Annotated in this window: 23 protein-coding genes and 1 pseudogene; 10 read left to right on the plus strand and 14 right to left on the minus strand. The window is 74.6% G+C overall.

Annotated features, from left to right (window positions below; genetic code table 11):
- Positions 1–106 precede the first annotated feature (106 nt).
- Positions 107–1,549, plus strand: a complete 1,443-nt coding sequence (locus tag ACQEUR_RS16785; protein WP_433031719.1) for a glycosyltransferase family 39 protein — start codon at positions 107–109, stop codon at positions 1,547–1,549.
- A gap of 48 nt (positions 1,550–1,597) precedes the next feature.
- Here the strand turns inward: ACQEUR_RS16785 and ACQEUR_RS16790 are convergent, their stop codons facing one another.
- Complete coding sequence (locus tag ACQEUR_RS16790) at positions 1,598–3,277, minus strand: histidine kinase N-terminal domain-containing protein (RefSeq protein WP_433031563.1); 1,680 nt, start codon at positions 3,275–3,277, stop codon at positions 1,598–1,600.
- A gap of 81 nt (positions 3,278–3,358) precedes the next feature.
- A complete protein-coding gene (locus ACQEUR_RS16795) occupies positions 3,359–4,393 on the minus strand; it encodes an SIS domain-containing protein (protein ID WP_433031722.1) in 1,035 nt (344 codons plus the stop codon).
- 192 nt (positions 4,394–4,585) lie between these two features.
- Here ACQEUR_RS16795 and ACQEUR_RS16800 point away from each other — a divergent pair, with 192 nt between their 5' ends.
- Positions 4,586–6,424, plus strand: coding sequence for a tetratricopeptide repeat protein (locus ACQEUR_RS16800; protein ID WP_433031566.1), 1,839 nt, complete (start codon positions 4,586–4,588; stop codon positions 6,422–6,424).
- Between the two features lie 126 nt (positions 6,425–6,550).
- Here ACQEUR_RS16800 and ACQEUR_RS16805 read toward each other — a convergent pair whose 3' ends face one another.
- Positions 6,551–8,137: an MDR family MFS transporter gene (locus ACQEUR_RS16805; RefSeq protein WP_433031569.1), complete on the minus strand. Its 1,587-nt coding sequence runs from the start codon at positions 8,135–8,137 to the stop codon at positions 6,551–6,553.
- A gap of 117 nt (positions 8,138–8,254) precedes the next feature.
- Between ACQEUR_RS16805 and ACQEUR_RS16810 the strand changes: the two genes are divergently transcribed.
- Positions 8,255–8,890: a TetR/AcrR family transcriptional regulator gene (locus ACQEUR_RS16810; protein WP_433031572.1), complete on the plus strand. Its 636-nt coding sequence runs from the start codon at positions 8,255–8,257 to the stop codon at positions 8,888–8,890.
- Between the two features lie 32 nt (positions 8,891–8,922).
- On the opposite strand, the pseudogene ACQEUR_RS16815 reads toward ACQEUR_RS16810, so the two are convergent.
- Positions 8,923–9,441 (minus strand): annotated as a pseudogene (locus ACQEUR_RS16815) (GNAT family N-acetyltransferase); the annotation flags it as partial.
- The gene (locus ACQEUR_RS16820; RefSeq protein ID WP_433031575.1) at positions 9,438–9,653 is read right to left on the minus strand and encodes a biotin/lipoyl-binding carrier protein; all 216 of its coding nucleotides are present in this window, start codon (positions 9,651–9,653) and stop codon (positions 9,438–9,440) included. The gene ACQEUR_RS16820 and the pseudogene ACQEUR_RS16815, both read right to left, overlap by 4 nt.
- A 224-nt stretch (positions 9,654–9,877) precedes the next feature.
- On the opposite strand from ACQEUR_RS16820, the gene ACQEUR_RS16825 reads away from it, so the two are divergent.
- Complete coding sequence (locus tag ACQEUR_RS16825) at positions 9,878–9,952, plus strand: 50S ribosomal protein bL37 (protein ID WP_369814844.1); 75 nt, start codon at positions 9,878–9,880, stop codon at positions 9,950–9,952.
- A gap of 148 nt (positions 9,953–10,100) precedes the next feature.
- Here the strand turns inward: ACQEUR_RS16825 and rsrA are convergent, their stop codons facing one another.
- The 5 genes from rsrA to ACQEUR_RS16850 form a co-directional block, all read right to left on the minus strand.
- Entirely contained in the window at positions 10,101–10,382 is a 282-nt protein-coding gene (gene rsrA / locus ACQEUR_RS16830; RefSeq protein ID WP_433031578.1) for a mycothiol system anti-sigma-R factor, read from the minus strand.
- 6 nt (positions 10,383–10,388) lie between these two features.
- A complete protein-coding gene (locus ACQEUR_RS16835; protein ID WP_433031581.1) occupies positions 10,389–11,240 on the minus strand; it encodes a sigma-70 family RNA polymerase sigma factor in 852 nt (283 codons plus the stop codon).
- A 251-nt stretch (positions 11,241–11,491) separates the two neighbouring features.
- Positions 11,492–12,118 (minus strand): alpha/beta hydrolase family protein, encoded by a 627-nt coding sequence (locus tag ACQEUR_RS16840; protein ID WP_433031584.1) that lies wholly within the window; start codon positions 12,116–12,118, stop codon positions 11,492–11,494.
- A gap of 69 nt (positions 12,119–12,187) precedes the next feature.
- Entirely contained in the window at positions 12,188–12,589 is a 402-nt protein-coding gene (locus ACQEUR_RS16845; protein WP_433031587.1) for a WhiB family transcriptional regulator, read from the minus strand.
- 270 nt (positions 12,590–12,859) lie between these two features.
- Positions 12,860–13,582 carry an SOS response-associated peptidase gene (locus ACQEUR_RS16850; protein WP_433031590.1) on the minus strand — a complete coding sequence of 241 codons (723 nt, stop codon included), beginning with the start codon at positions 13,580–13,582 and terminating at the stop codon, positions 12,860–12,862.
- A gap of 103 nt (positions 13,583–13,685) precedes the next feature.
- Between ACQEUR_RS16850 and aroA the strand changes: the two genes are divergently transcribed.
- Positions 13,686–14,996 carry a 3-phosphoshikimate 1-carboxyvinyltransferase gene (aroA, locus tag ACQEUR_RS16855; protein WP_433031593.1) on the plus strand — a complete coding sequence of 437 codons (1,311 nt, stop codon included), beginning with the start codon at positions 13,686–13,688 and terminating at the stop codon, positions 14,994–14,996.
- A 171-nt stretch (positions 14,997–15,167) separates the two neighbouring features.
- On the plus strand, positions 15,168–16,109 hold the full coding sequence (rsgA, locus tag ACQEUR_RS16860) for a ribosome small subunit-dependent GTPase A (RefSeq protein ID WP_433031727.1): 942 nt from the start codon (positions 15,168–15,170) through the stop codon (positions 16,107–16,109).
- A gap of 33 nt (positions 16,110–16,142) precedes the next feature.
- Here rsgA and ACQEUR_RS16865 read toward each other — a convergent pair whose 3' ends face one another.
- Entirely contained in the window at positions 16,143–16,691 is a 549-nt protein-coding gene (locus ACQEUR_RS16865; protein ID WP_433031596.1) for a DUF2087 domain-containing protein, read from the minus strand.
- 51 nt (positions 16,692–16,742) lie between these two features.
- Here ACQEUR_RS16865 and hisN point away from each other — a divergent pair, with 51 nt between their 5' ends.
- Complete coding sequence (gene hisN, locus ACQEUR_RS16870; RefSeq protein WP_433031599.1) at positions 16,743–17,534, plus strand: histidinol-phosphatase; 792 nt, start codon at positions 16,743–16,745, stop codon at positions 17,532–17,534.
- A 94-nt stretch (positions 17,535–17,628) separates the two neighbouring features.
- Positions 17,629–18,525: a hypothetical protein gene (locus ACQEUR_RS16875; RefSeq protein ID WP_433031730.1), complete on the plus strand. Its 897-nt coding sequence runs from the start codon at positions 17,629–17,631 to the stop codon at positions 18,523–18,525.
- A 10-nt stretch (positions 18,526–18,535) separates the two neighbouring features.
- Here ACQEUR_RS16875 and ACQEUR_RS16880 read toward each other — a convergent pair whose 3' ends face one another.
- Complete coding sequence (locus tag ACQEUR_RS16880; RefSeq protein ID WP_433031602.1) at positions 18,536–19,735, minus strand: glycosyltransferase; 1,200 nt, start codon at positions 19,733–19,735, stop codon at positions 18,536–18,538.
- A gap of 255 nt (positions 19,736–19,990) precedes the next feature.
- Between ACQEUR_RS16880 and ACQEUR_RS16885 the strand changes: the two genes are divergently transcribed.
- Positions 19,991–20,560 carry a DUF5709 domain-containing protein gene (locus ACQEUR_RS16885; RefSeq protein ID WP_433031604.1) on the plus strand — a complete coding sequence of 190 codons (570 nt, stop codon included), beginning with the start codon at positions 19,991–19,993 and terminating at the stop codon, positions 20,558–20,560.
- 51 nt (positions 20,561–20,611) lie between these two features.
- Here the strand turns inward: ACQEUR_RS16885 and ACQEUR_RS16890 are convergent, their stop codons facing one another.
- Both ACQEUR_RS16890 and macS read right to left on the minus strand, forming a co-directional pair.
- Positions 20,612–21,247: a response regulator gene (locus ACQEUR_RS16890; RefSeq protein ID WP_433031733.1), complete on the minus strand. Its 636-nt coding sequence runs from the start codon at positions 21,245–21,247 to the stop codon at positions 20,612–20,614.
- A gap of 59 nt (positions 21,248–21,306) precedes the next feature.
- Positions 21,307–22,626, minus strand: coding sequence for a MacS family sensor histidine kinase (macS, locus tag ACQEUR_RS16895; protein ID WP_433031607.1), 1,320 nt, complete (start codon positions 22,624–22,626; stop codon positions 21,307–21,309).
- 64 nt (positions 22,627–22,690) lie between these two features.
- Here macS and ACQEUR_RS16900 point away from each other — a divergent pair, with 64 nt between their 5' ends.
- A complete protein-coding gene (locus ACQEUR_RS16900) occupies positions 22,691–23,128 on the plus strand; it encodes an ATP-binding protein (RefSeq protein ID WP_433031610.1) in 438 nt (145 codons plus the stop codon).
- The last annotated feature ends 32 nt before the right edge of the window (positions 23,129–23,160 follow it).

Raw genomic sequence — 23,160 nt, forward strand, 5'->3', positions numbered from 1 at the left:
AGTGCGGGATCCCGCCTGGCGGACCCGCTGTGGCCGGCTTCACGTTACGATTCCGCCCATCGGGGCGAATGCGACAGATCGCAATTCAGCCGCTGTACCGGAGCGGCTGCGCCGGGCGGCGGGTCCGCTCCGGCGGGCGGTCTGGCTCTGGCCCGCCCTGTCGACGCTGCTGGTCACCGCCGTCCAGCTCGGCCGCGCCCCGCTCTGGCGCGACGAGCTGGCGACCTGGAGCGCCGCCACCCGCCCGGTCGGGGAGCTGCTGCGGCTGGTCGGCACCATCGACGCGGTCAGCGGCCCCTACTACCTGCTCATGCACGGCTGGATCGCGGTGTTCGGCGACTCCGCCCGCGCCCTGCGGCTGCCCTCCGCGCTCTGCATGGCCGGGGCCGCCGGGCTCACCGCCGTGCTCGGTGCGCGGCTGTTCGGGTGCCGGGCCGGCCTGCTCGCCGGCCTGCTCCTCGCCGTACTGCCCAGCACCTCCCGGTACGGCCAGGAGGCCCGGCCGTACGCCGGGGTCACCCTGCTCGCGGTGCTGGCCACCCTGCTGCTGGTCCGGGCGCTGGACCGGCCCGGGGTCGCCCGCTGGGCCGGGTACGCGGCGGCGCTCGTCGGGCTGGGCCTGGCCAACCTCTTCGCGGTCACCCTGGTCGCCGGGCACGCGGCGGCGGTCCTGCTGGCCCGCAACGGCCGGCGGGGGCGCCCGCCGGCCGGCTGGTTGGTGGCGGTCGGTACGGCGGCGCTCCTCCTCGCCCCGCTGGCCGTGCTCGGCCGCGGCCAGCAGGGCCGGCAGCTCGACTGGGTGGGCCGGCCCGGCCTGGGCCAGCTGGTCGGCCTGCCGGGCAGCCTGGCGCAGGCCAGCATGGTGGGCGGGTTGCTGTTCGGCCTGGCCGCGGTGGGTCTCGCCCGGTCCGGTCGGTGGGGTACGGCGTTCGGGCTGACCGGGCTGCTGCCGGTACTGCTGCTCTTCGTCGGTGGCCAGTTCACGCCGCTCTGGGTGCCCCGCTACGTGCTCTTCGTACTGCCGTTCGGCTGCCTGCTGGCCGCCACCGTGCTCGCTCCGCTCCGGCTGCCCGCCGGGCTGGCGATCGTACTGGCCACCGGGGTGCTCGGCGCGCCGGAGCAGGCCGGCATCCGGCGTACCCACGAGACGCCGCGCAGCGCGGAGGTCGACTATCCGGCGGCGGTCCGGATCATCGCGGCCCGGCAGCGGCCGGGGGACGCCATCGTCTACTCGCCGCGCTCCGGCTGGGCCTTCCTGGACCTGGCGGTCGCCTACCACCTGCGCGGGGCCCGGCCCCGGGACGTGCTGCTGCGGCAGGACCCGGCGGCCCGGGCCAACCTCTGGGCCAGCGAGTGTGCCGAACCGGCCCGCTGCCTGGCTCCGGTGGACCGGGTCTGGCTGCTGGTCTGGGGCGAGCGGCCGGACCCGCTGCACGGCGCGGCGGCGGCGAAGGCCGCCCCGCTGCGCACCGAGTTCCGCCTCGACGGGCACTGGACCGTCCCCGGGCTCACCGTCGCGCTCCTCGTCCGCGACCGCCCGGCCGGCTGACGCCGCCGCCGGAGCCGCCCCGGCCGGTACGGCCGGCGGGCGGTCACCTCAGCGGACCAGCGGCACCACGAGCAGCGCCTCGGTGCCGTTGCTGGCCCGGTTCCGCAGCTCGATCGTGCCGCGCAGCTCACCGGTGGCGAGCGCCCGGACGATCTGCAGGCCGAGTGTGCCGCCCTGGTCGGCGTCGAAGTCCGGCGGCAGCCCGCGACCGTTGTCCGCCACCGTGACGTGCAACTGCTTGCGGAACCGGTGGGCCGAGACGATCACCTCGGCCGGCTCCGCGGACGGCGGCCGGCCCGCGTCCCCGCCCGCGCGCGCCCCACCCTCCCCGGCCCGCGCCTCGAAGACGTCGGCCGGCGGCGGGTTGGCGGCACCGCCCTCGGCCGGCGGCGGGTTGACGGCACCGTCTCCGGCCGGCGACGGGCCGGCGGCACCCTCGGGCAGCGCCCGGCCGGCCGTGCCCTCGGCCGGCGGCGGGAACGCGTGTTCGACCGCGTTGAGCAGCAGCTCGTTCAGCACGATCACCAGCGAGGTGGCGATCTCCGCCGGCAGAACGCCGAAGCTGCCCTGCCGGCGCATCCGTACGCTCACCTCGGTCGTGGCGACCTCGGCCGCGGCGGCGGCCACCCGGTCCACGATGCCGTCGAACTCGACCGCCTCGTCGCTGGACATCGAGAGGGTCTCGTGCACGAGCGCGATCGAGGCGACCCGGCGTACCGACTCCTCCAGCGCGGCCCGCGCGGCCGGGATGCCGACCCGCCGGGCCTGGAGGCGCAGCAGCGCGGCCACGGTCTGGAGGTTGTTCTTCACCCGGTGGTGGATCTCCCGGATGGTCGCGTCCTTGGTGATCAGCGCGCGGTCCCGGCGGCGTACCTCGGTCATGTCCCGGACCAGCACCAGGGCGCCGATCGGCACCCCGGCCGGCATCAGCGGCAGCGCCCGGGTCAGCACCGTGGCGCCGCGCGCCTCGATCTCCCGCCGGGGCGGCGCCTCGCCCCGCAGCGCGGCGAGCACCCGGTTGGCCGCCTCGGTACCCTCCAGCGGATCGGCGGCCAGCCGGCCGTTCAGCGCGGCCAGGTCCTCCCCCACCAGGTGTGAGGGGAACCCGAGCCGGCGGTACGCCGACTGCGCGTTCGGGCTGGCATAGGTGACCTTGCCGTTGGCGTCGAGCCGGATCAGCCCGTCACCGACCCGGGGTGCCGTGGTCGTCTCCCCGGGGTGCCGGACCGGCGGGAAGGTGCCGTCGGCCAGCATCTGCGCCAGGTCGTCGGCGGTGGTGAGGTAGTTCAGCTCCAGCTGGCTCGGCGTCCGGGCGGTGGAGAGATTGGTGTCCCGGCCCACCACGGCGATCACCTCGTCGGACTCGCCGTCCCCGGCCCGCAGCCGGACCGGGATCGCCTCGTGCCGGGCGGGGGTGTCGCCGTACCAGACCGGGTCGCCCTCGCGCCAGATCCGGCCCTGGCCGTACGCGACCGCCAGGTGGGCCACCTCGGGACCGCCGACGATCCGGCCCACCTGGTCGTCCTGGTACGCGGTGGGCGCGGTCGTCGGGCGTACCTGGGCCACGCAGACGAACCCGTCGGTGCCGTTGACCGGCACCCAGAGCAGCAGGTCGGCGAAGGAGAGGTCGGAGAGCAGCTGCCAGTCACCGGCCACCCGGTGCAGGTGGTCGATGTCGATGGGGCGCAGGCCGGTGTGCTCCTCGGCGAGGTCGCGCAGCGTGGACACGGGGCAAGCCTGCCACGTCCCCGGGGCCGGGGCGTAACCCTGCCATGTCCCCCGGGGCCGGGGCGTAGCTGGGAAGACGGGTCAGAGCGTCGCGGTGACCTTGTTCAGTCCGCGCGGCGCGTCCGGGTTCTCGCCCCGGGCCAGCGCCAGGGCGAGCGCGAGGCGCTGCACCGGCAGGATGTCGAGCATCGGGGCGTACCGCTCGTCCACCTCCGGCACCGGCAGCCGGGCCGTCGCGCCGTCGACCTCGGACGGGCCGATCGCGACCAGGTCGGCGCCGCGGGCGCCGATCTTCGCGACGACCTCGCGCATCGCGGTGCCGCCGGGCCCGGCACCGACCACGGCCAGCACCGGCACGTCCGGGTCGGTCATCGCCAGCGGGCCGTGCAGCAGGTCGGCGCCGGAGAAGGCGAGGGCCGGCAGGTACGAGGTCTCCATCAGCTTGAGGGCCGCCTCCCGGGCGGTCGGATAGGCGTAGCCCCGGCCGGTGGTGAGGATCTGGGCGGCGAACCGGTAGCGGGACGCCAACTGCGGCGGCGCGGGGTCGGCGAGAGTCCGGGCGGCCAGCTCGGGCAGCGCGTCCAGCGCGGCCCGTTCGTCGGCCGGCAGCACGCCGTCGCCCGCGCGGATCCCCTCGACCAGCAGGAGCAGGGCGAGCAGTTCGGCGGTGTAGGTCTTGGTGGCGGCGACGGCCCGCTCGTGCCCGGCCGTGACGTCGACGGAGAGCTCGGCCACCTCGGTCAGCGGTGAGGACGGTGCGTTGGTCACCGCCAGGGTCAACGCGCCGGTGGCGCGGGCCTGCCGCAGTACCTCGGCCAGGTCCGGCGAGCCGCCGCTCTGGCTGACCCCGATCACCAGGGCCTCGGAGAGGTCGGGCCGGGCGCCGAAGACGGTGACCGCGCTCGGCGAGGCCAGCCCGGCCGGCAGGCCCAGCCGGATCTCGGTCAGGTAGGCGGCGTAGAGCGCCGCGTGGTCGGAGGTCCCGCGCGCGGTGAAGACCACATGCCTCGGTCGACGCTCGGCGATCACGGCCGCCACCTGCGCTATCGCGGCCAGGGACGCCGGCTCCAGCAGTCGCGCCCAGCTCTCCGGCTGCTCCGCGACGTCCGCCGCCATGCCTGCTCCCGGTTGCGCCACGATGACCTCCTCCTGCGCGATAGCCGCGCGTTCCATGCTCAGTGTTGCACGATTGGGAGCTGAGGAGCAATCAAGCAATCAGCTTTGCGCAGTAGATCACCCACCTCCGGTGCCATGCCCTAGGCTCCCCAACCCAGGGAAGAAACCACCTCCGGCGAAGGGTCGAGTCGGGTGCCCGAGGGAACGGACGACCCCCGGCTGTCGGCCGAGGGCGAACTGGCGCTGGCCCGGCTGGCGCTGGACGAGGGCGACCTGGAGCACGCCGCCGGTCACCTCGCCGGAGCCATCGCGTACGCCCCGACCATGCCCGAGGTGCACGAGGTGCTCGCCCAGCTCGCCGCCCGTACCGGCGGCGGGGTCGACCTCTTCCCCCTCGACCAGCACCCCTTCATCGGCACCGTGGTCGCCCGCGCCCACCTGCTGGCCGCCGCCGGACGGCCCGGCGACGGCCTGGAACTGCTCGCCGCGGCCACCGGACACGCCCCGCTGGCCGACTGGGCCGGCGTGCCCTGGGTCAGCGCCCCGGAACTGCCCGGCCAGCTCGATCCGGACCAGATCGCGCGGATCCTGATGCAGGTCTGCGCCGGTATCCCCGATCCGGTGCCCGAACCGGCCCGCGAACCACTCTGGCCGTACCTGCGGTTGGCCCGGCACGCCGTCGCGGCGCACCCCCGGCACGGCCTGCTGCTCGGCGCCTCCTCGGCGCTGGCCCGCCGGGTCGGCGCGCTCACCCTGGCCATGGAGTGGGCCGGTCAGGGCGCCCGGGAACTGCCCTCGAAGCTCTCCGAGGTGTGGCTGGGCTACGCGTACCGCAGCGCCGGCCGGACCGAGGACGCCCTCGCGGCGCTGCGCCGGGCCGTCACCCACGACCCCGACGACCTGTCGGTGTACGCGGACATCGCCGGCACCCTCGCCGACCATGGGGAACTCGACGAGGCGCTGGAGTGGATCGACCGGGCGCTGACCCGGGACCCGGGCTTCGACTGCGCGGTGCACACCGGGCACCGGCTGCGCTACCGCCGGGACGGCTCGCTCGACCATCTCGTCGCGCTCGCCGATTTCCAGCGCGACCACCCGGACGACTCGCACGAGCACAGCGACCTCGCCGAGTGCTGCCACGGCCAGCCCTGGCTGGGCCGGGTGCCGGCCGCGACCGAGGCGGTGGTGGCGGCCATCCGGCAGGTGCTCGCCGACGGCGACCAGGTCACCGGCGGCGAGCTCCGGCTGGGCGGGCTGGAGCCGCCGAGCGCGATGCGGTCGTTGCTCGGCGAGGTACCCGGGCTCGCGGTCACCGTCGCCGCCGTACCGGAACCGGATCTGCGCGAGCCGCGCCGTCCGGTGACCCACCACCTGTGGCGGTACGACGGCACGACCGCGCAGCCGGCCCTGTCCCCGCCGTCCGCCTCGGCGGTGGACCGGATCCGGCACCTCGCCCATCCGGCCTGGCCGCATCCGCCGGCGGCGTACGACGCCGCGGTCGGGCTCGCCACCGTCGAGCTCGACGACCTGCTCGGACTCCTGGTCCACCCGCCGGCTCCGCCCGCCACCGACCTCGGCCGCACGCTGGCCGAACACGACCCGACGCTGTGGACGCGCTGCGTACAGGTCTGGGTCTGCCTCGGGCTGCTGCACCACCGTACGGACGAGCCCTGGCCGGACTCGACCCGGCGCCGGGTCCTGCTCGACCTGGTCTGGGGCGTCGAGGACTGGGCCACCGAGGCGGCCCTGTTCGCCCTGGTGACGGCGGCCTGGATGGACCCGTCGGTGCGGGCCGAGGTGGCCCGGCTGACCGCCGAGCGGCTGGCCGACGCGATCGTGGTGGGGCGGCGGCGTCCGGTCTCCATCCAGCGGTCGCTGGCGCACCTGGTGCTGGCCACCCCGCAGGCGGAGTCGTCCGCCGCCGAGGTCGCGCGGCACCTGCTGGCCCAGCCGGCGGGCGGGCGGCAGACCCCCCGGCCCCGCCGGTTCGGTCAGTTCTGGCACCGGATGTGGAGCCGGCTCCACCGCTGACCCGCCCCCGGTTCCGCCGTCGATCCCACCCGGTTCCGCCGCTGGTCCCGCCCCGGGCGCCCGGACGACCGCGCCCGGAGGTCCCCGCGGGGACCTCCGGGCGCGATCCGGGTCGACGCCCGCCGGTCAGCGCAGCGGCGGGCTGGCCAGCGCCGTCTCGGCCTGCTCCTCCGGGGTCCCGACCGCGGCCGGCGGCTCGCCCAGACCGCGCAGCGGGATCTCCTTGATGAACCAGGCCAGCACCGCCACGGCGACCGCGAAGGGCACCGCCCAGATGAAGACCCCGCCGATCGCGTCGGCCAGCGCGGCGAGCATCGGCAGCCGCTGCGCCGGCGGCAGCCCCTGGAGCGCGGCCGGGTCCACCCCGGACCCGCCGCCCTCACCCAGCTGCGCGCCGATCGCCGAGTCGGCCAGCCGGTTGGCGAAAATCGCCCCGAACAGCGAGATGCCGAACGAGCCGCCGATCGACCGGAAGAAGGTGGCGGCGCCGCTGGCGGCACCGAGGTCCTTCTGCTCCACGCTGTTCTGCGCGATCAGCATCGAGGTCTGCATCAGGAAGCCCATGCCGACGCCGAGCACCACCATGTAGAGCGACGACTCCACCTTGCTCGTCTCGACGTCGAGCAGGGTCAGCAGCGCCATCCCGGCGGTCATCACGATCCCGCCGATGATCGGGAAGGCCCGGTACCGTCCGGTCTTGGTGATGGTCCGGCCGACCACGATCGACACCACCAGCATGCCGAACATCAGCGGCAGGAGCAGCAGCCCGCTGTTGGTCGCCGAGGCGCCCTGGACGCTCTGCTGGAACAGCGGCAGGAAGTTCATCGCGCCGAACATGGCGAAGCCGAGCAGGAAGCCGATCACCGAGATCACCGCGAAGTTGCGGTTGGCGAAGAGGCTGAGCGGCAGGATCGGCTCCGCCACCCGACGCTCGACGAGCGCGAAGGCGACCAGCGAGACCACGGCGAGCGCGGCGAGGCCGAGGATCGGCGTGGAAGCCCACGCGTACTCGTTGCCGCCCCACGTGGTGACCAGGACGATCGCGGTGATGCCGATCGAGAGCAGCGCGGCACCGACCCAGTCGATGCGGTGCTCGGTGCGGTACTTCGGCAGGTGCATCCGGGTGGCGAGCAGCAGCAGCGCGACACCGCCCAGCGGCAGGTTGACGTAGAACGCCCAGCGCCACGAGAGGTGGTCGGTGATGAAGCCGCCGGCCAGCGGGCCGGCCACCATGGCGATCGCCATGATGCCCGCGATCATGCCCTGGTAGCGGCCCCGCTCGCGGGGCGGCACCAGGTCGCCGATGATCGCCATCACACCGACCATCAGGCCCCCGGCACCCAGGCCCTGGACCGCCCGGAAGGCGATCAGCTCCATCATGCCGTCGCTCGGCCCGCCGAGCATGTCCGAGCCGGACATGCCGCAGAGCGCGGAGCCGACCAGGAAGATCGCGATCGAGATCAGGAACACCGTCTTGCGGCCGTACAGGTCGCCGAGCTTCCCCCAGATCGGCGTGGAGACCGTGGAGCCGAGCACGTACGCCGTGACCACCCAGGTGAAGTGGTTCAGCCCGCCGAACTCACCCACGATCCGCGGCAGCGCCGTACTCACGATCATGTTGTCGAGCATCGCGAGCATCATCGCGATCATCAGTCCACCGAGCACCACCCTGATGTTCGGTTTCACGGCCGCCGCGTCTGCGGTAACGGTCATCGGTAAGCTCCCCCCTGGGTTGTGACCTACTTACTTGCCGACCGGCTAGTTAAGCTTACTTGCCGTACGGTAAGTTGGCGCCGGGCGCTCGTCAAGCGGATTGGACAGGTGGTTGAGGTGACCGGCAGCACAGGTGACACCCGATCGCGGATCCAGGCCGTGGCACTGGAGCTCTTCACCGAGCACGGCTACGAGAAGACGTCGCTGCGGGAGATCGCCGAGCGGCTCGGCGTGACCAAGGCCGCCCTCTACTACCACTTCAAGAGCAAGGACGACATCGTCAACAGCTTCGTGTCCGACCGGATCGACCGGTTGGACCAGCTGATCGCCTGGGCCCGCGAGCAGCCGGCCGACGCCACCGGCCGGCGGGCGATGATTCGCCGCTACGCCGCCGAGTTCTTCGGCGACGACGGGCAGTCCGTGCTGCGGTTCTTCGAGCAGAACCAGACCGTGCTACGCAACCTGCCGTCCGGGAAGTTGATGCGGGAGCGGCTGCTGCGGATGGCCGAGGCACTGGCCGGACCCGGCACGTCCCCCGCCGACCAGCTCCGGGCGACACTCGGTCTCTTCGCCATCCACAGCAGCTGGTTCGCGATCCGCGGCCCGGGGATCGACGACGAGCAGCGCCAGCGGCTCGCGCTGGAGATCGCCTACGAACTGCTCGACCGGATCGACGGCACCGCTGCGGCCGGGGACGCCCCGGTGGCGGGCGCCGGAAGCGGCCCGGCCGACGAGGGCTCCGCCGCAGACTGACCGCGGCGGGCCGCCGGCACCGCGCCGGGCGCGGCGGCCAGGTCGAGCCGCAGGGCGTGCAACTCCACCCCGGGCCCGGGCGACCAGTCCCGCTCCGGGGTACGCGCGAAGCCGAACCGCGCGTAGAGCCGGTGTGCCGCGGTGGCGAAGCTCCTGGTGCAGATCACCACCCGGTGGCAGCCCAGCTCGGTCGCGCGGGCCAGGCAGGCCCGGACGAGGGCGTCCCCGACACCCCGGCCCTGCGCCCCCGGGTCCACCGCCAGCATCCGGAACTCGGCCTCGCCCGCACCGGCCAACTGCGCGTACGCGCTGCCGGGCAGCACGAAAAGGACCGCACCGAGCGGCTCCCCGGTCGCCTCGTCGACGGCCACCAGCAGCTCGCCGGAGCCGGCCCGGGCCGCCACGTCAACGAGGGTAGGCACGTAGTCGTCGTCGTCCCGCAGCTGCCCGTCCGCCCGGTACGCGGCCACGGTCAGCCGGGCGATCGCCTCATGGTCCGCCGGCTCGGCGCGCCGTACGACGGGGCCGCCGGACCGAGAACCGGGGTTCACTCGATGACGGCGATCAGGTCGCCGTCCTGTACGACGTCACCCTCGTTCACGGCGAGCTCGCGCACCACCCCGTCCGACTCGGCCACAACCGGGATCTCCATCTTCATGGACTCGAGGATCACCAGCGTGTCGCCCTCGGACACGGAGTCGCCCGTCGCGGCGACGACCTTCCACACGTTCGCCACCATCTCGGCGCGGATCTCCTCGGCCATGGGCCCTCCCTCGTCGGCGGTCTGCCTGCGAACGGTATCCAATCATGCGGCGGCGCACGGCGGGTCCACGGCGCTGATGAGCGCGCCCCGGTACCGGGGCCGAACCGCCCGGCAGACCGGCCCGGCGGGGCCGGCGGAGCGCCATGGGAGGATTGCCCGGCGCGCGGCGCGGGCGGGCACCGACCGCGACCGCCGCGGTTCGCGTGGAGAGACAGGAGGTCAGCATGGCGAAGAAGTCACGCAAGAAGAAGGCACGGAAGAAGAGCGCCGCCAACCACGGCAAGCGCCCCAACTCCTGAGTTCGGCTCGGCCGACACCGGGACCGCCCGGGCGGGGCAGGGGGATCATCCGCGGATCGCGATGACCCCGGCCCCGGCCCGGCGGGCCGTCACCGGCCGGTCCCGCGCCACCGGCGTACGGGGGGCGAGGAGCGGGGGCCCGGACGGGTCAGTCCGGCAGGTACTGCGAGTCGTTCTCGAAGACCAGCCCGGCGAGGCGGGTACGGAGCCGCTCGCGCAGCTCCATCGGCGCGGTCTCGTTACCGCAGCAGCGGGCGACCAGAGCCTTGACCTCCTGCTCGATGCCGTACTCCCGCAGGCAGGGCGAGCATTCGTCGAGGTGGTGGCGGATCAGGTTACGTCGGTCGTCGGCGCACTCGAGGTCGAGGTAGAGGTAGACCTCGGCGAGCACCTCACGGCAGTCGGTCTCGTGGGGTTCACCGCAGCTCATGCTGGCTCACACCTCCCGGCCGGCGGCGGCGGACCTGGTCGACGGGGCGGCTGAGAAGCCCCGCTCGGCAGCGTAGCGCTCAAGCAGCTTGCGCAGGTTGCGCCGGCCCCGGTGCAACCGGGACATCACGGTGCCGATCGGCGTTCCCATGATGTCGGCGACCTCCTTGTAGGAAAACCCCTCGACATCGGTCAGGTAGACCGCCAGCCGGAACTCCTCCGGAAGCTGCTGCAACGCCTCTTTGACGTCGCTGTCCGGGAGCCGGTCCAGCGCCTCCGTCTCGGCGGACCGCAGCCCGCTCGACGTGTGCGACTCGGCCTCGGCGAGCTGCCAGTCCGTGATCTCCTCCGTGGGCGCCTGTACGGGCTGCCGCTGCCGGCGACGGTAGGAGTTGATGTAGGTGTTGGTCAGGATCCGGTAGAGCCAGGCCTTGAGGTTGGTGCCCTCTTCGAACTGGTGGAACGCGGCGAACGCCTTCAGGTAGGTCTCCTGGACCAGGTCCTCCGCGTCGGCGGGGTTCCGCGTCATCCGCAGCCCGGCGGCGTACAACTGGTCGACGAAGGGCAGCGCGTCACGTTCGAACCGGGCCCTGCGCTCGTCCGTCTTCTCCGCTGTCAACCGCACGTCTCCCTCGCCTCGATGCCGGACCGGCGCCGTGGGCCTCACCGCCGTCGCGGCGCGAGTCGGCTGTCCCGCCGAGGATACGCGGTAAGAGCGCCCGCGCGATTCGGTTCCGGCCGTGCCGGTGCTCACCGGAGGTCGTTCGCCGGGCGGTCCGGACGCCAGGCGTCCTGGTCCGCGCCGGTCGAGCCGCCGCGTGTCGCGGTCGTGCTCCAGACTCCGTTTCTCGGTCGGCACCGGTCAACCCCCTCGCGCTGGACAGCTTCCGGGAGTTGTAACGCCGTACGGACGGCGGGGCATTCCGGGTGACCACCCGTCCCTGGCCCCGGCGGTGGTGATCCGCCCGGATCTCGCCACCGCTGGGACCAGGAAGGGCCTGGGAGGATGAAACCGGGCGCCGGGGCGGATCGGTGACCCGCCGGTCGGCGGCCGGCATCATCCGGAACAACGATCACCCCGGTACGCCGGAAACGGCTCCGTGCGGCGCTTCACCCCGCCCAGCCGTGCTCCCGCAGCCAGCGCAGCACCACCGCGGCGGTACCCGTCGGGTCACCGCGCAGGTCGTGCCGTTCCCCCGGCCGCACCTCGACCCGGAGCCCCGGTCCCGCCGGCGGGACCCCGAACGGATCCCGGTCGCCGTTCACCACCAGCGTCGGCAGCCCGGTCTCCAACTCCGCCGCCCGGGACCGTTCGGGCCTGCCGGGCGGGTGCAGCGGGAAGGCGAGTCCCACCACGCCGACCGCACCGAGCCCACGGGCGGTACGGCAGGCCACCCGGGCACCGCTGGAACGCCCGCCGACCACCAGGTGCCGGGTCGGCGCGTACCGGTCCAGCAGGGCCCGGACGACCGCGGTCCACGCCTCGTCCAGGTGTCCGGCGGGCGCCGGCGCCCGGCGTCCGGCCACCCGGTAGGGCTGGGTGACCCGCGCCACCGCGATCCCGGCGCCGAGCGCCGCGTCGCGGAGCGCGACCAGGTCCGGCGCGTCCACGTCGCCGCCCGCGCCGTGCCCCAGCACCAGCAGGGTCGCCGGCCTGGGCCCCCCGGCCCCGGGCGACTCGACGTCGACCCTGGCCGGGCCGCGTGGTGTGGCGATCTCTTCGCTGCGGCGACGCACCGCGTCACTGTATGCGGGTGCCCCGCCGCGAGAGCCGGGTCAGCGGATCCCGTGGCCCGGTGCGGCGGCTCAGCGTCGGCTGGTGCTCAGCGGCAACAGGGTGAGCAGGCGGTCCCGGACCGGCGGACCGTCGCCGGCCGCCTCCGGATCACCCTCCACCTGGTCCCGCCAGGCGACCAGCATCGCCCGACGTTCCCGTGGGGTGGTGGCACCCCATACGCCGTGACAGTCGCCCACCTCCAGTGCCCAGGCCAGGCATGGTCCCTGTACGTCGCAGGTCCGGCAGAGCGCCACCGCGGAGTCCGCCGGTTCGCTCGGGGCCGGAAAGAACGTCTCCGGGTCCACGCTCTGACAGACCCCCCGGGTCCGCCAGGCTTCGTCCAGTTTCCGCTCGCTGAGTGCCCGGAGCAATCTCGGGTCCCGTCGTGCCGCGGCAACCTCGTGCGGGCGTGGCATCCGCGCCCGTGTCATCCACCCACCTCCCCCGTGGGGCCGGCCAAGATCGATAAGCGTTGTTCGCCCGGTGCGAACCAACACCCACTGCCGGCGCTGTGTTCTATCGCACGAACACGATGGGTGACAAGGGGCTGCGGCAAAGGTCGGAAAAAGTCCACGCGACGATCCACCGCGAAAACGAACAAATTGGTGCAGGCGAATGCGCCGATCCGACACCCGGCGTACGACCGGACCGGCTCCGGGCAGAGCAGCGGTCCCGGCCGGAGGACGGGCCGCCGCGCCGGCTCAGAACAGCGTCTGCGTGACCGGCTCCGCGGAGCCCGACCCGAGCGGTTGCGCCGGCACCCGGGACACCAGCTCCGGCCCGTCGTTGCGGACGTCGCCGACGCTCCCGCCGACGGGACGCAGCTCGATGCCGGCCAACGACTCCGCCGTCGGCGGGGCGAGCAGTTCGCCCGGGTCGCCACCGCCGCCGAGCCATCCGGCCCAGCGCTGCCGGGGCAGCAGCAGCGGCATCCGGTCGTGCACGAGCGCCAGGTCACCGACGGCCGCGGTGGTGACGACGCTGCAGGTCAGCACCGGCGTGCCGGCATCGCGCCAGACCGACCAGATACCGGCGAAGGCCAGCACCCCGCCGTCGGACCGGGTCATGAAGTACGGCTGCTTGACGCCGTCGGACCGCAGCCACTCGTACCAGCCGTCGGCCGGGACCAGGCAGCGCCGCCGGGCGAACGGCTGGGCGTACGCCCGGGTGGTGGCGACCGTCTCGGCACGCGCGTTGATCATGCGGGCGCCGCCCCGCGCGTCCTTCGCCCACGGCGGGAGCAGCCCCCAGCGGGCCACCGAGAGCACCCGACCGCCCAGCCGCTCCGAGATCCGCACGATCGGCACCGGATCGGTCGGCGCCACGTTGTAGTCGGGGCCGAGCCCGTCGCCCGTGTCGTCGTACGACTCGAACAGGGCGCTCAGGTCGGCCGCGGACCGGGTCGTCGCGTACCTGCCGCACATGGCGCACACGCTAGCGCGTCCCGGGCCGCCCGGCCGTCCCGCCAGACGGGAGTGGCCGGGACGGCGATCACCCGCCGCCGCGCGGGCACGGCAGACTGTAGGGGTGTCGAACCTGACCGCGACCCGCCCGTTGCAGCCCTGGACCGCGCCGACCGCCACCGAGCCGGTGGCCGAGACGCTGCGCCTGCCCGGCTCCAAGTCGCTGACCGCCCGCGCCCTGGTGCTCAGCGCCGTCGCCGACGGGCCCTCCACGCTGCGCCGTCCGCTGCGCGCCCGGGACACCGAGCTGATGGCCGGCGGGCTGCGCGCGATGGGCGCGCACGTCTCGACCGTCGACGACGAACGCTGGCTGCTGCGTCCCCGCCCGCTACAGGGCCCCGCCCGGATCGACGTCGGGCTCTCCGGCACGGTGATGCGGTTCGTCCCGCCCGTGGCCGGGCTGGCCGACGGGGCGATCCGGTTCGACGGCGACCCCTACGCCCGGGTCCGCCCGCTCGGCCCCCTGGTCGAGGCGCTCCGCTCGATCGGGATGCGGATCGACGCCGCCGACGGCGGCCGGCTCCCGCTGACCGTGCACGGCGCCGGCCGGGTGGCCGGCGGCGAGGTGGTGATCGACGCCTCCGGCTCCAGCCAGTTCGTCTCCGGCCTGCTGCTCGGCGCCGCGCGGTTCGACCGCGGCATCGTGGTCCGGCACGTGGGACCGCCGGTGCCGTCCGCGCCGCACCTGCGGATGACGGTGCAGATGCTGCGGGCCGCCGGGGCAGCGGTCGACGACAGCACCCCGGACGTCTGGGTGGTGGAGCCGGGGCGGCTCTCCGGGCGCGGCTGGGACATCGAGCCGGACCTCTCCGGCGCGGTCCCGTTCTTCGCCGCCGCGCTGGTCACCGGAGGTGCGGTGACCCTGCACGGCTGGCCGCACAGCAGCCTGCAACCGGTCGACACGCTGCGTACGCTGCTCCAGCGGATGGGTGCCGAGGTGAGCGTCGGCACCGACGGGCTGACCGTACGCGGCACCGGCTCGATCCACGGGCTGGAGGCGGACGTCTCCGAGGTCGCCGAGCTGACCCCGGTGCTGGCCGCGCTCGCCACCCTGGCCGACTCGCCGTCCCGGCTGTCCGGCGTGGCGCACATCCGCCACCACGAGACCGACCGGCTGGCCGCGCTCGCCCGCGAGCTGGGCGGGCTCGGCGCCGACGTCACCGAGGCCGCCGACGGCCTGACCATCCGCCCCCGCCCGTTGCGGGGCGGGGTCTTCGAGACCTACGCCGACCACCGGATGGCGCACGCCGCCGCGGTGATCGGGCTGACGGTGCCGGGCGTCGAACTCAGCGACGTGGCGTGTACCTCCAAGACCATGCCCGAGTTCCCGGCACTATGGTCGACGATGGTGGCCGGCGGCGCCATCGGCCGGTAACCGGGACCCGACGGCGTCCCGCGCCGGTTGTCGGGGCGGACGAGGCTGGGGGACGAGCTGGCGGGCAAGCGCGAGTACGACGAGGACGACGTCCGGGTCCGGCCCGGTCGCCCGTCGCGCCCGCGTACCCGGACCCGACCGCGCCACTCCGACGCCGTCGACGGGTTCGTCATCGCCGTCGACCGGGGCCGCTACACCTGCGTGACCGGGGACGATCCGGGGGCGGGCGGCACCGGGGAGCCGGACGCCGGCATGGTGACCGCGATGCGGGCCCGGGAGCTGGGCCGCCGGTCGGTCGTGGTCGGTGACCGGGTCTCGCTGGTCGGCGACACGTCGGGGGCGGCCGGCGCGCTGGCCCGGATCGTCCGGATCGCGGAGCGGACCTCGGTGCTGCGCCGCACCGCCGACGACGACGACACCACCCCGGAGGGGCGGCTGGAGCGGGTGGTGGTGGCCAACGCCGACCAGCTCGTGATCGTCAGCTCGCTGGCCGATCCGCCGCCCCGGACCGGCTTCATCGACCGCTGCCTGGTCGCCGCGTACGACGCGGGCATCGAACCGCTGCTCTGCCTGACCAAGGCGGACCTGGCCCCGCCGGACGGGGTCGTCGGCTACTACACCGAGCTGGACCTGCGGTACGTGCTCGTCGGGCCGGGCTCCGACCTCGACGAGGTGCGCCGGCTGCTCAGCGGGCGGATCTCGGTGCTGGTCGGCCACTCCGGAGTGGGAAAGTCGACCCTGGTCAACCGGCTGGTACCGGCGGCGGACCGGGCGGTCGGGGTGGTCAGCACGATCGGCCGGGGCCGGCACACCTCGACCAGCGCCGTGGCCCTGCGCCTGCCGCCGGTGCTCGACGACCGGGACCACCCCGGCTGGATCATCGACACGCCCGGGATCCGCAGCTTCGGGCTGGCCCACGTCTCGGCGGACAGCCTGCTGCACGGCTTCCCCGACCTGGTGGAGGCGACCGCCGAGTGCCCGCCCAACTGCGAGCACACCCCGGACGAGACGGACTGCGCGCTGGACGCCTGGGTGGCCGCCGGGCACGCCGACCCGCGCCGGCTGGCCTCGTACCGCCGGCTGCTGGCCTCCCGGGCGGGCGACGTCGAATAACTGCCGCCGGCCGGCGGGGCCGGGTGGCCGGGCTCAGTCCTCGACGTCGACCGGGCCGCCACTGCGCCAGTAGACGCCGTCTGAGCGGGTGAGCAGGGCCTCGTCGACCAGGTAGCGGCGCAGGCTGACGTAGTCGTCGTGCCAGGCCCGCAGGAACGCGTCGACCTCCCGCTCCGGATAGCGCACTCCCGGTTCGAAGACCGTCACGATGTGCTCCAGCACCAGCCGGCGCTTGCCGCGGGCCGCCGGCAGCTGGCTGATCCGGCCGTCCCGCAGGAACCGGCGCAGCACCGCCGAGCGGGCCTCGTCCGGATCCGGGTCGGCGCCGCCGCTCGACGGCCGCTGCCGGGCCGCCTCCTTGAAGACCTCGACCCGGGCGACCGGCCGGCCGTCCACCGTCGCCACCAGGCCGCCGGACGCCAGCCGGCGCAGCGCGGCGAGCACCGTACGGGTGTCGAGTCCCGTCCGCGCCACGATCTCGGCCGGATCGGTCGCGCCGAGCACCACGGCGGCGAACGTGGCCAGCCGGTCGGGCTCGGCGAGCAGGCCGGTCAACGTCTCGGCGTTCACTTCGGCGGTCACGGCGGGGGATGCTAACGCACGTGGCGCAGCGGCATCGACTAGGTTTCCGCCATGGCCCGGTACGCGGATGACCTGTCCCTGGCGCACATGCTCGCCGACACCGCCGACTCGATCTCGATGGCCCGGTTCCGGGCCCTCGACCTGCACGTGGAAGCCAAGCCCGACCTCACCCCGGTCAGCGACGCGGACACCGCGGTGGAGCGGGCCATCCGCGCCACCCTGGCCCGCACCCGCCCCCGGGACGGGGTGCTCGGCGAGGAGTACGGCGCCTCCGCCGCCCCGGCCGGCACCGGCAGCCGGCAGTGGGTGGTCGACCCGATCGACGGCACCAAGAACTTCGTCCGGGGCGTACCGATCTGGGCCACGCTGATCTCCCTGATGGACGGCGACCGGCCGGTCGTCGGGCTGGTCTCCGCGCCGGCGCTCGGCCGCCGCTGGTGGGCGGCGCTCGGCCACGGGGCGTACGCCGGCAAGCACCCGGCCTCCGCCACCCCGATCAGGGTCTCCGGGGTGGGACGGCTGGCCGACGCCAGCTTCTGCTACTCCTCGCTCAACGGCTGGGAGGAGAACGGCCGGCTCGACGCGATCCTCGATCTCATGCGGTCGAGTTGGCGCAACCGGGCGTACGGCGACTTCTACGGCTACATGCTGGTCGCCGAGGGGGCGGTGGACGTCATGGTCGAGCCGGAACTGTCGCTGTGGGACCTGGCCGCGCTGGTGCCCATCGTCACCGAGGCGGGCGGCACCTTCACCGATCTCGCCGGCCGCCCGGGGCCGGGCGGCGGCAGCGCCGTGGCCAGCAACGGCAAGCTCCACCAGGACCTGCTGGACCGGCTCGGCTAGGCCGCCGGACACGGCACGAGTCCACCGCGCGCAGCCGCCGACCAACCTCTATCCTCGCCAGGTGATATCCACGGGTTGGTGCTTCCTGGCGGCGATGATCGTCGCCTACGGCATTGCCAACCTGCTCCAGTCGGTGGCCGCGACCCGGACCACCCTGCACCACACCTTCGATCCCGCGCTGCTGTTCCGGCTGGTCGGGCACCGCACCTACCTGGTGGGGCTCGGCTGCCAGGTGCTCGGCTTCAGCCTCGCCTTCCTGGCCCGCCGCGACCTGCCGCTGTTCCTGGTACAGGCGAGCGTGGCGGCCGGGCTGGGGGTGACCGCGCTGCTCGGGGTGCTGGTGCTCAAGTGGCGGCTGCCGGCCGCCGAGGTCGCCCTGCTGGTACTGCTGCTGGTCGGGATCACCGCCCTGGTGCTGGCCGCCAAACCGGCGCCGTCGCGGCAGCTCGGCACCGCCGGGGTGGTCGGGCTGGTCGTCGCGCTCGGCGTGATCGGTGGGCTCGGTTCGCTGGCCGTACGCCTGCGCGGGGCGCCGGGCTCGGTCGCGCTGGGCGCGCTGGCGGGGTTGGCGTTCTCCGCCGCCGCCGTCGCGGCCCGGCCACTGGCCTCGGCGTACTCCTTCGACGCCTTCCTCCGCGACCCGCTGCTCTACCTGCTGATCACCCATTCGATCGTGGGTCAGCTGCTGCTCGGCATGGCCATGCAGCGCGGCTCCACCACCGCGGCGGTGGCCGCGATGGACGCCGCCGGGGCGCTCCCGGCGGCGATCGTCGGCCTGCTGCTGCTCGGCGACAAGATCTGGCCCGGCCGGGAGTGGCTGGCCGCGACCGGCTTCGCGATCACGCTCGCCTCGGTCCTCGCCCTCACCCGGTACGCCGAGCCGCAACACCAGCACGCCGGCCGGCCGGTGCCGTCCGGACGGGTGGTGCCACGGCCGGCGGAACGTGGCCTGCCCGGCGGTGCGCCGGTGGCACCGATCCCCCGCCGCTGAACCGGCCCCGTCAGGCGGTCACCGGGCGGCGTTTGCCCACCACCCGCTCGTAGAGCCGCTCCAGCGCGCCGGCGGTACGGTCCCAGGTGTAACTGCAGCGCACCCGGTCCACCGCCGCGTGCCCGTACGCGAACCGCTCCGCGTCCGCGGCGAGCAGCCGGCGCAGGGTGATGCCCAGTCCGCGTACGTCGCCGGGCTGCACCAGCCGGCCGGTCACCTCGTCGACCACGGTGTCCGCGATGCCGCCCATCGCGTAGCCGACCACGGGCACGCCGCAGGCCATCGCCTCCAGCGGGACCCGGCCGGCGGAGGCGTACCGGGGGGTGCAGGCGACCACGTCGGCGGAGCGGTACCAGGCGGCCATCTGGTCGTGCGGCACCCCTCCGACCAGTCGCAGCTGGTCGGCCACCCCGGTCTGGGCGGCCAGGTCCCGCAACCGGCGGGCCTCGGCGTGGCTGGCGAGGGTGTCCCCGGGCGGGCCGCCCGCGATGACCAGCTCGACGTCGCCGACCAGGCGCAGGGCCCGGACCAGGTCCTCCTGCCCGTGCCCGGGGGCCAGGCCCCCCACGGACAGGATCCGGGGGCGCTGTTCCCGGGACACCGCCTCCCCCTCCGGGGCGAAGAGGTCGACGTCCACCCCGGCCGGCACCACGGCGACCGAGGCGCGTTGCAGGCCCATCCGGGTCAGCTCGTCGACCTCGTCGGTGCACTGCGCCACCGCCATGTCCACGGCGCGGGTCAGCGCGAGCTCCAGCCGGATGCGCTCGCCCGGACCGGTGTACGCCTCCCCGAGGTGGCGCAGCTGCTCCGCGCCGAGCGAGTGGAAGGTCTGCACGACCGGAATGCTGGTCTCCCGTACGGCGCTCGCCGCCGCCAGGCCGCCGATCCAGAAGTGCCCGTGCACCACCTCCGGCGCCCACTCCGCCGCCCACCGGTCGGTCAGCCACCGGCCGAGTTCCGGCACGTGCGGCACGAGCTTCGCCGTCGGGGTACGCGTCGACGGGCCCACCGGGACCCGTTCCACCCGGTACCCGGCGATCTCGCTCGTCGGCGGCGCGTCCGGGTCGTCCAACCGCTCGTAGACCCGTACGTCGTGGCCCCGGCTGCTCAGCTCGGCCGCCACCCGGGCCACGTGCTGGTGCGTACCGGCTGACTGGTTTCGGACCTTGTGCGGTGGGCCAGCGTGTGCGCAGACGAGGCCAACGCGCATTGGGTCACCTCCAGCGAGGGCAAACGAGCAGGGCCGTTCGATCAGAGGCTCCCATTAACCGGCTGGCGCCGAGCGGAAACGTGCCAACTCGCGCCGGGCGGCCCGCCGACGGCCTCCGGTCGCCCCCGGGGCACCGTCGCCGGCCCCCCGTCCGGACCGCACCGGCGCCGTCCTTCCCGTTCCGGACGCCGCTAATCCTCCCCGCCGCCCCGCTCACCCGGTTACGGGCGAGGCGGCAGCGGGTAGTGACCCGGCATGCGCGACAACGACTTTCCGACACCATTGTCCGACCCCGAGGCCGACGGGCTGCCCCAGACCGCCGACGACGACTCCACGGCCCGCGACGACGTCCTCACCGGCCGGGAGGCGGACGGCCCGGACCCCGCCCAGCTTCCGGCGGACCGGGAGCCGATGGCGGTGGACCGCTTCGGCACCACCGCCGAGGAGCAGTTGGACGGCGAGTCCCTCGACTACAAGATCGCGCGTGAGCGGTTGGAGCGTCCGGTCGACGACCCGCTCGCCGGTCCCGTCGACCCGGCGATCGCCGCCGAGGCGGACAGCGAGGAGGCCGCCGCCCAGGCCCAGCTCGACGCGGACGTGATGGATCCCGGACCGACCTCGGACCCCCACTCGGCGGTATCCATCTACGACCACGGCAATCTCGGCGACGGCTCCGGCGGCCGCCCGGTGGGCCGGTTGGTGGAACCGGACGAGGGCACCCACACCGACGACGAGACCGACTCCATCGCGCACGACCTGGGTGCCGCCGGCGGCGGAGCCACCGCCGAGGAGCTGGCAATCAACGAGACACAGCCCCCGGCCTGACCGCGCCGCTCGCGGCTCCGGGGCGGCCGGTGCTCCCCGGAGCCGGGCCGGTCAGTCGTCGAGCCCCTGTTCGATGGCGTAGCGGGTGAGTTCGACCCGGTTGTGCAGGTGCAGCTTGCCGAGCGTGTTCTGTACGTGGTTCTGCACCGTCCGGTGCGACAGGCCGAGCCGGGCCGCGATCTGCTTGTAGGACATCCCCTTGGCGACCAGCCGCAGCACCTCGGTCTCCCGTTCGGTGAGCCGGGGCAGGTCGCCGGCGCCGGGTGGCTCCGGCTCGTGGGCCAGCCGCCGGTACTCGCCGAGAACCAGGCCGGCCAGCCCGGGGGTGAAGACCGCGTCCCCGGCGGCGGTGCGGCGTACCGCGTCGAGGAACTCCGCCGGACCGGCCGACTTGACCAGGTAGCCGGTCGCCCCCGCCTTCACCGCGTCGAGCACGCTCTGCTGCTCGCCGCTGGCCGAGAGCATCAGCACCCGGACCTGCGGCAGTTCCGTACGCAGGCCGCGGATCACCTCGACACCGGAGATGTCCGGCAGTCGCAGGTCCAGTACGACGACGTCGGGCCGGGCGGCCGGGGCGATCCGGACCGCCTGGCGACCCTCCCCACTGGTGGCGACCACGAGGTAACCGGCCTCGGCGAGGTCCCGGGCCACCCCTTCCCTCCACATCGGATGGTCGTCGACCACCATCACCCGGATCGCCGTCTCCTCGCCCACGCGCCGAGCCTAGTTCCCCGGCGGCGCGGCGGTCACCCGTCGGACCGGTGGTCCCGTCGCGCTTCCGGGCCGGCGCCGGCGGGCGGCCTGGTACGCGGGATGCGCAGCTCGACCTCCGTGCCCTGCCCCCCGGCGGAGACGATCCGGACGGTACCGCCGAGTTCGGCGATCCGCCCCCGGATCGACTGGGCGACGCCGAGCCGCCCCTGGCCGGCCGCCTCGGCGAGCCGCCCCTCCGGGATGCCCGGCCCGTCGTCGCGTACCGAGACGGTCACGGTGCCGGCGTCGTCCTCGACCAGCAGCCATCCCCGCTCGCCGCCGTGCCGGGCGACGTTGTCCAGGGCCGCACCCACCGCCGCGCCGACCTCCCGGGCCACGTGCGCGGCCAGTGGCACCGGGGTCGCCGGGGCGGCGATCGACACCGTCGGCGAGGCGTACCGGCCGAGGACCGCGCGCAGGTCGACCTCGGCGCGGTCCAGGTCGGGCAGGGGGCGGGTGGCGACCAGTGAACGAAGCGCGGCCTCCTGTTCGCCCGCCAGCCGGGCCAGCTCGCCGGCCTCACCGTCGAGGTCGGCGCCGCGCCGCTGGACCAGCGCGAGCACCTGGAGGACGGAGTCGTGGATGTCCCGGGCCAGCCGTTCCCGCTCCCGGGTCGCGGCCTCCAGCTCGACGGCCCGCTGCAACCGCTCCTCCGTGATCACCGCGAGCCGGGCGACGTGCCCGACCGCGATCCCCGCCAGCAGCATCAGCGCCGGGCCGGTGAACGAGGACTGGGTGAACGTCTCCCGTACCGCCAGGTCCGCGGTGCCGAGGACCAGGGCCGCGGCGACGCCGCGCCGCCGGCCGCCGGAGACCGCCCAGGCCAGCACCGGGCCGCCCAGCCAGGCGACGCTCAGCGTGGGCACCCCGGCGGCCAGCATGGTCCGGCCGACCACCCACGGCGCGACCAGCAGCACCGCCAGCGCCACCGCCAGGTCGGCCAGGAGCAGCGGCCAGCGGCGCCGCGCCGGATCGGCGTACGCGTAGGCGGTCAGGACGCTCCAGCCGGCCATCAGCAGCAGCACCGCCACCGCGGCGACGGGGTGGGCGTACTCGTTCAGGTTGCGCAGCGTCAGCACCGCGACGTACGCCAGGGCGGCGAACCGGTAGACGGCGATGGACCGCCACAGCGGCGCCTGCAGGCTCGGGGCCGGGGCGGCGGATCCCGGGCCACGGGCGGCGATGGACGGCTCCGGCACGCCCAGACCCTCCCACAGCATCGACGCGCCGGACGGCCCCGCCGCGCCGGCCCCCGCCGTGACCAGCCGGAAAGCCCCGGTGGCGGTCCGGGCGGACCACCCGGATGCGCCCACACATACCCTCACGTAGTGTGGGAAAGCTACTAAAACACCTGATCGACGGCGGCGGGACGGGGCAATGAGCGACGGAGATCCCCACGCACCGCCCGCCACCCTCCCCGTCGGATCCACGCTGCTCTTCGTCGCGACCTTCGAACGCGACGAGGTGACGGCCATCCGGCACAGCGTCGCCGCTCACGCCGAAGCCAACGGGCTGCACGGCAGCCGGTTGGACGACTTCGTGCTGGCCGCCAACGAACTGATCACGAACGCCATCCGGCACGGTGGCGGCCGGGGTTTCCTGCGGCTCTGGCACGTCGACGGCGTCGTGCACTGCACCGTCTCGGACACCGGCGCGGGCATGGATTCCGGACATCTCGACGACCGGCGGCCCGGGCCGGACGCGGCCGGCGGATGGGGGCTGTGGCTGGCCCGGCAGCTCAGCGACAGCATGCTGGTCGAGACCGGGCCCGCCGGCACCACGGTCCGGATCACCGCCCGGCTGCGGGAGGGCTGAGGTCCGCCGCCGACGCGGCCGGGCGGATGACG

Origin of the sequence: Plantactinospora sp. CA-290183 (assembly GCF_050936375.1) — a bacterium.
Classification (GTDB): Bacteria; Actinomycetota; Actinomycetes; order Mycobacteriales; family Micromonosporaceae; genus Plantactinospora.

Excerpts from the sequence above, each read along its gene's own strand:
- ACQEUR_RS16795 (WP_433031722.1), bottom strand. The coding sequence starts at position 4,393 with ATGGCGGCGGACGTCGCGGAGCAGCCGGAGAGCTGGGCGCGACTGCTG.
- ACQEUR_RS16805 (WP_433031569.1), bottom strand. The coding sequence starts at position 8,137 with ATGACCGTTACCGCAGACGCGGCGGCCGTGAAACCGAACATCAGGGTG.
- ACQEUR_RS16820 (WP_433031575.1), bottom strand. The coding sequence starts at position 9,653 with ATGGCCGAGGAGATCCGCGCCGAGATGGTGGCGAACGTGTGGAAGGTC.
- rsrA (WP_433031578.1), bottom strand. The coding sequence starts at position 10,382 with ATGAGCTGCGGTGAACCCCACGAGACCGACTGCCGTGAGGTGCTCGCC.
- ACQEUR_RS16845 (WP_433031587.1), bottom strand. The coding sequence starts at position 12,589 with ATGACACGGGCGCGGATGCCACGCCCGCACGAGGTTGCCGCGGCACGA.
- ACQEUR_RS16850 (WP_433031590.1), bottom strand. The coding sequence starts at position 13,582 with ATGTGCGGCAGGTACGCGACGACCCGGTCCGCGGCCGACCTGAGCGCC.
- hisN (WP_433031599.1), top strand. The coding sequence starts at position 16,743 with ATGGCCCGGTACGCGGATGACCTGTCCCTGGCGCACATGCTCGCCGAC.
- ACQEUR_RS16875 (WP_433031730.1), top strand. The coding sequence starts at position 17,629 with ATGATCGTCGCCTACGGCATTGCCAACCTGCTCCAGTCGGTGGCCGCG.
- ACQEUR_RS16880 (WP_433031602.1), bottom strand. The coding sequence starts at position 19,735 with ATGCGCGTTGGCCTCGTCTGCGCACACGCTGGCCCACCGCACAAGGTC.
- ACQEUR_RS16885 (WP_433031604.1), top strand. The coding sequence starts at position 19,991 with ATGCGCGACAACGACTTTCCGACACCATTGTCCGACCCCGAGGCCGAC.
- ACQEUR_RS16890 (WP_433031733.1), bottom strand. The coding sequence starts at position 21,247 with ATGGTGGTCGACGACCATCCGATGTGGAGGGAAGGGGTGGCCCGGGAC.
- ACQEUR_RS16900 (WP_433031610.1), top strand. The coding sequence starts at position 22,691 with ATGAGCGACGGAGATCCCCACGCACCGCCCGCCACCCTCCCCGTCGGA.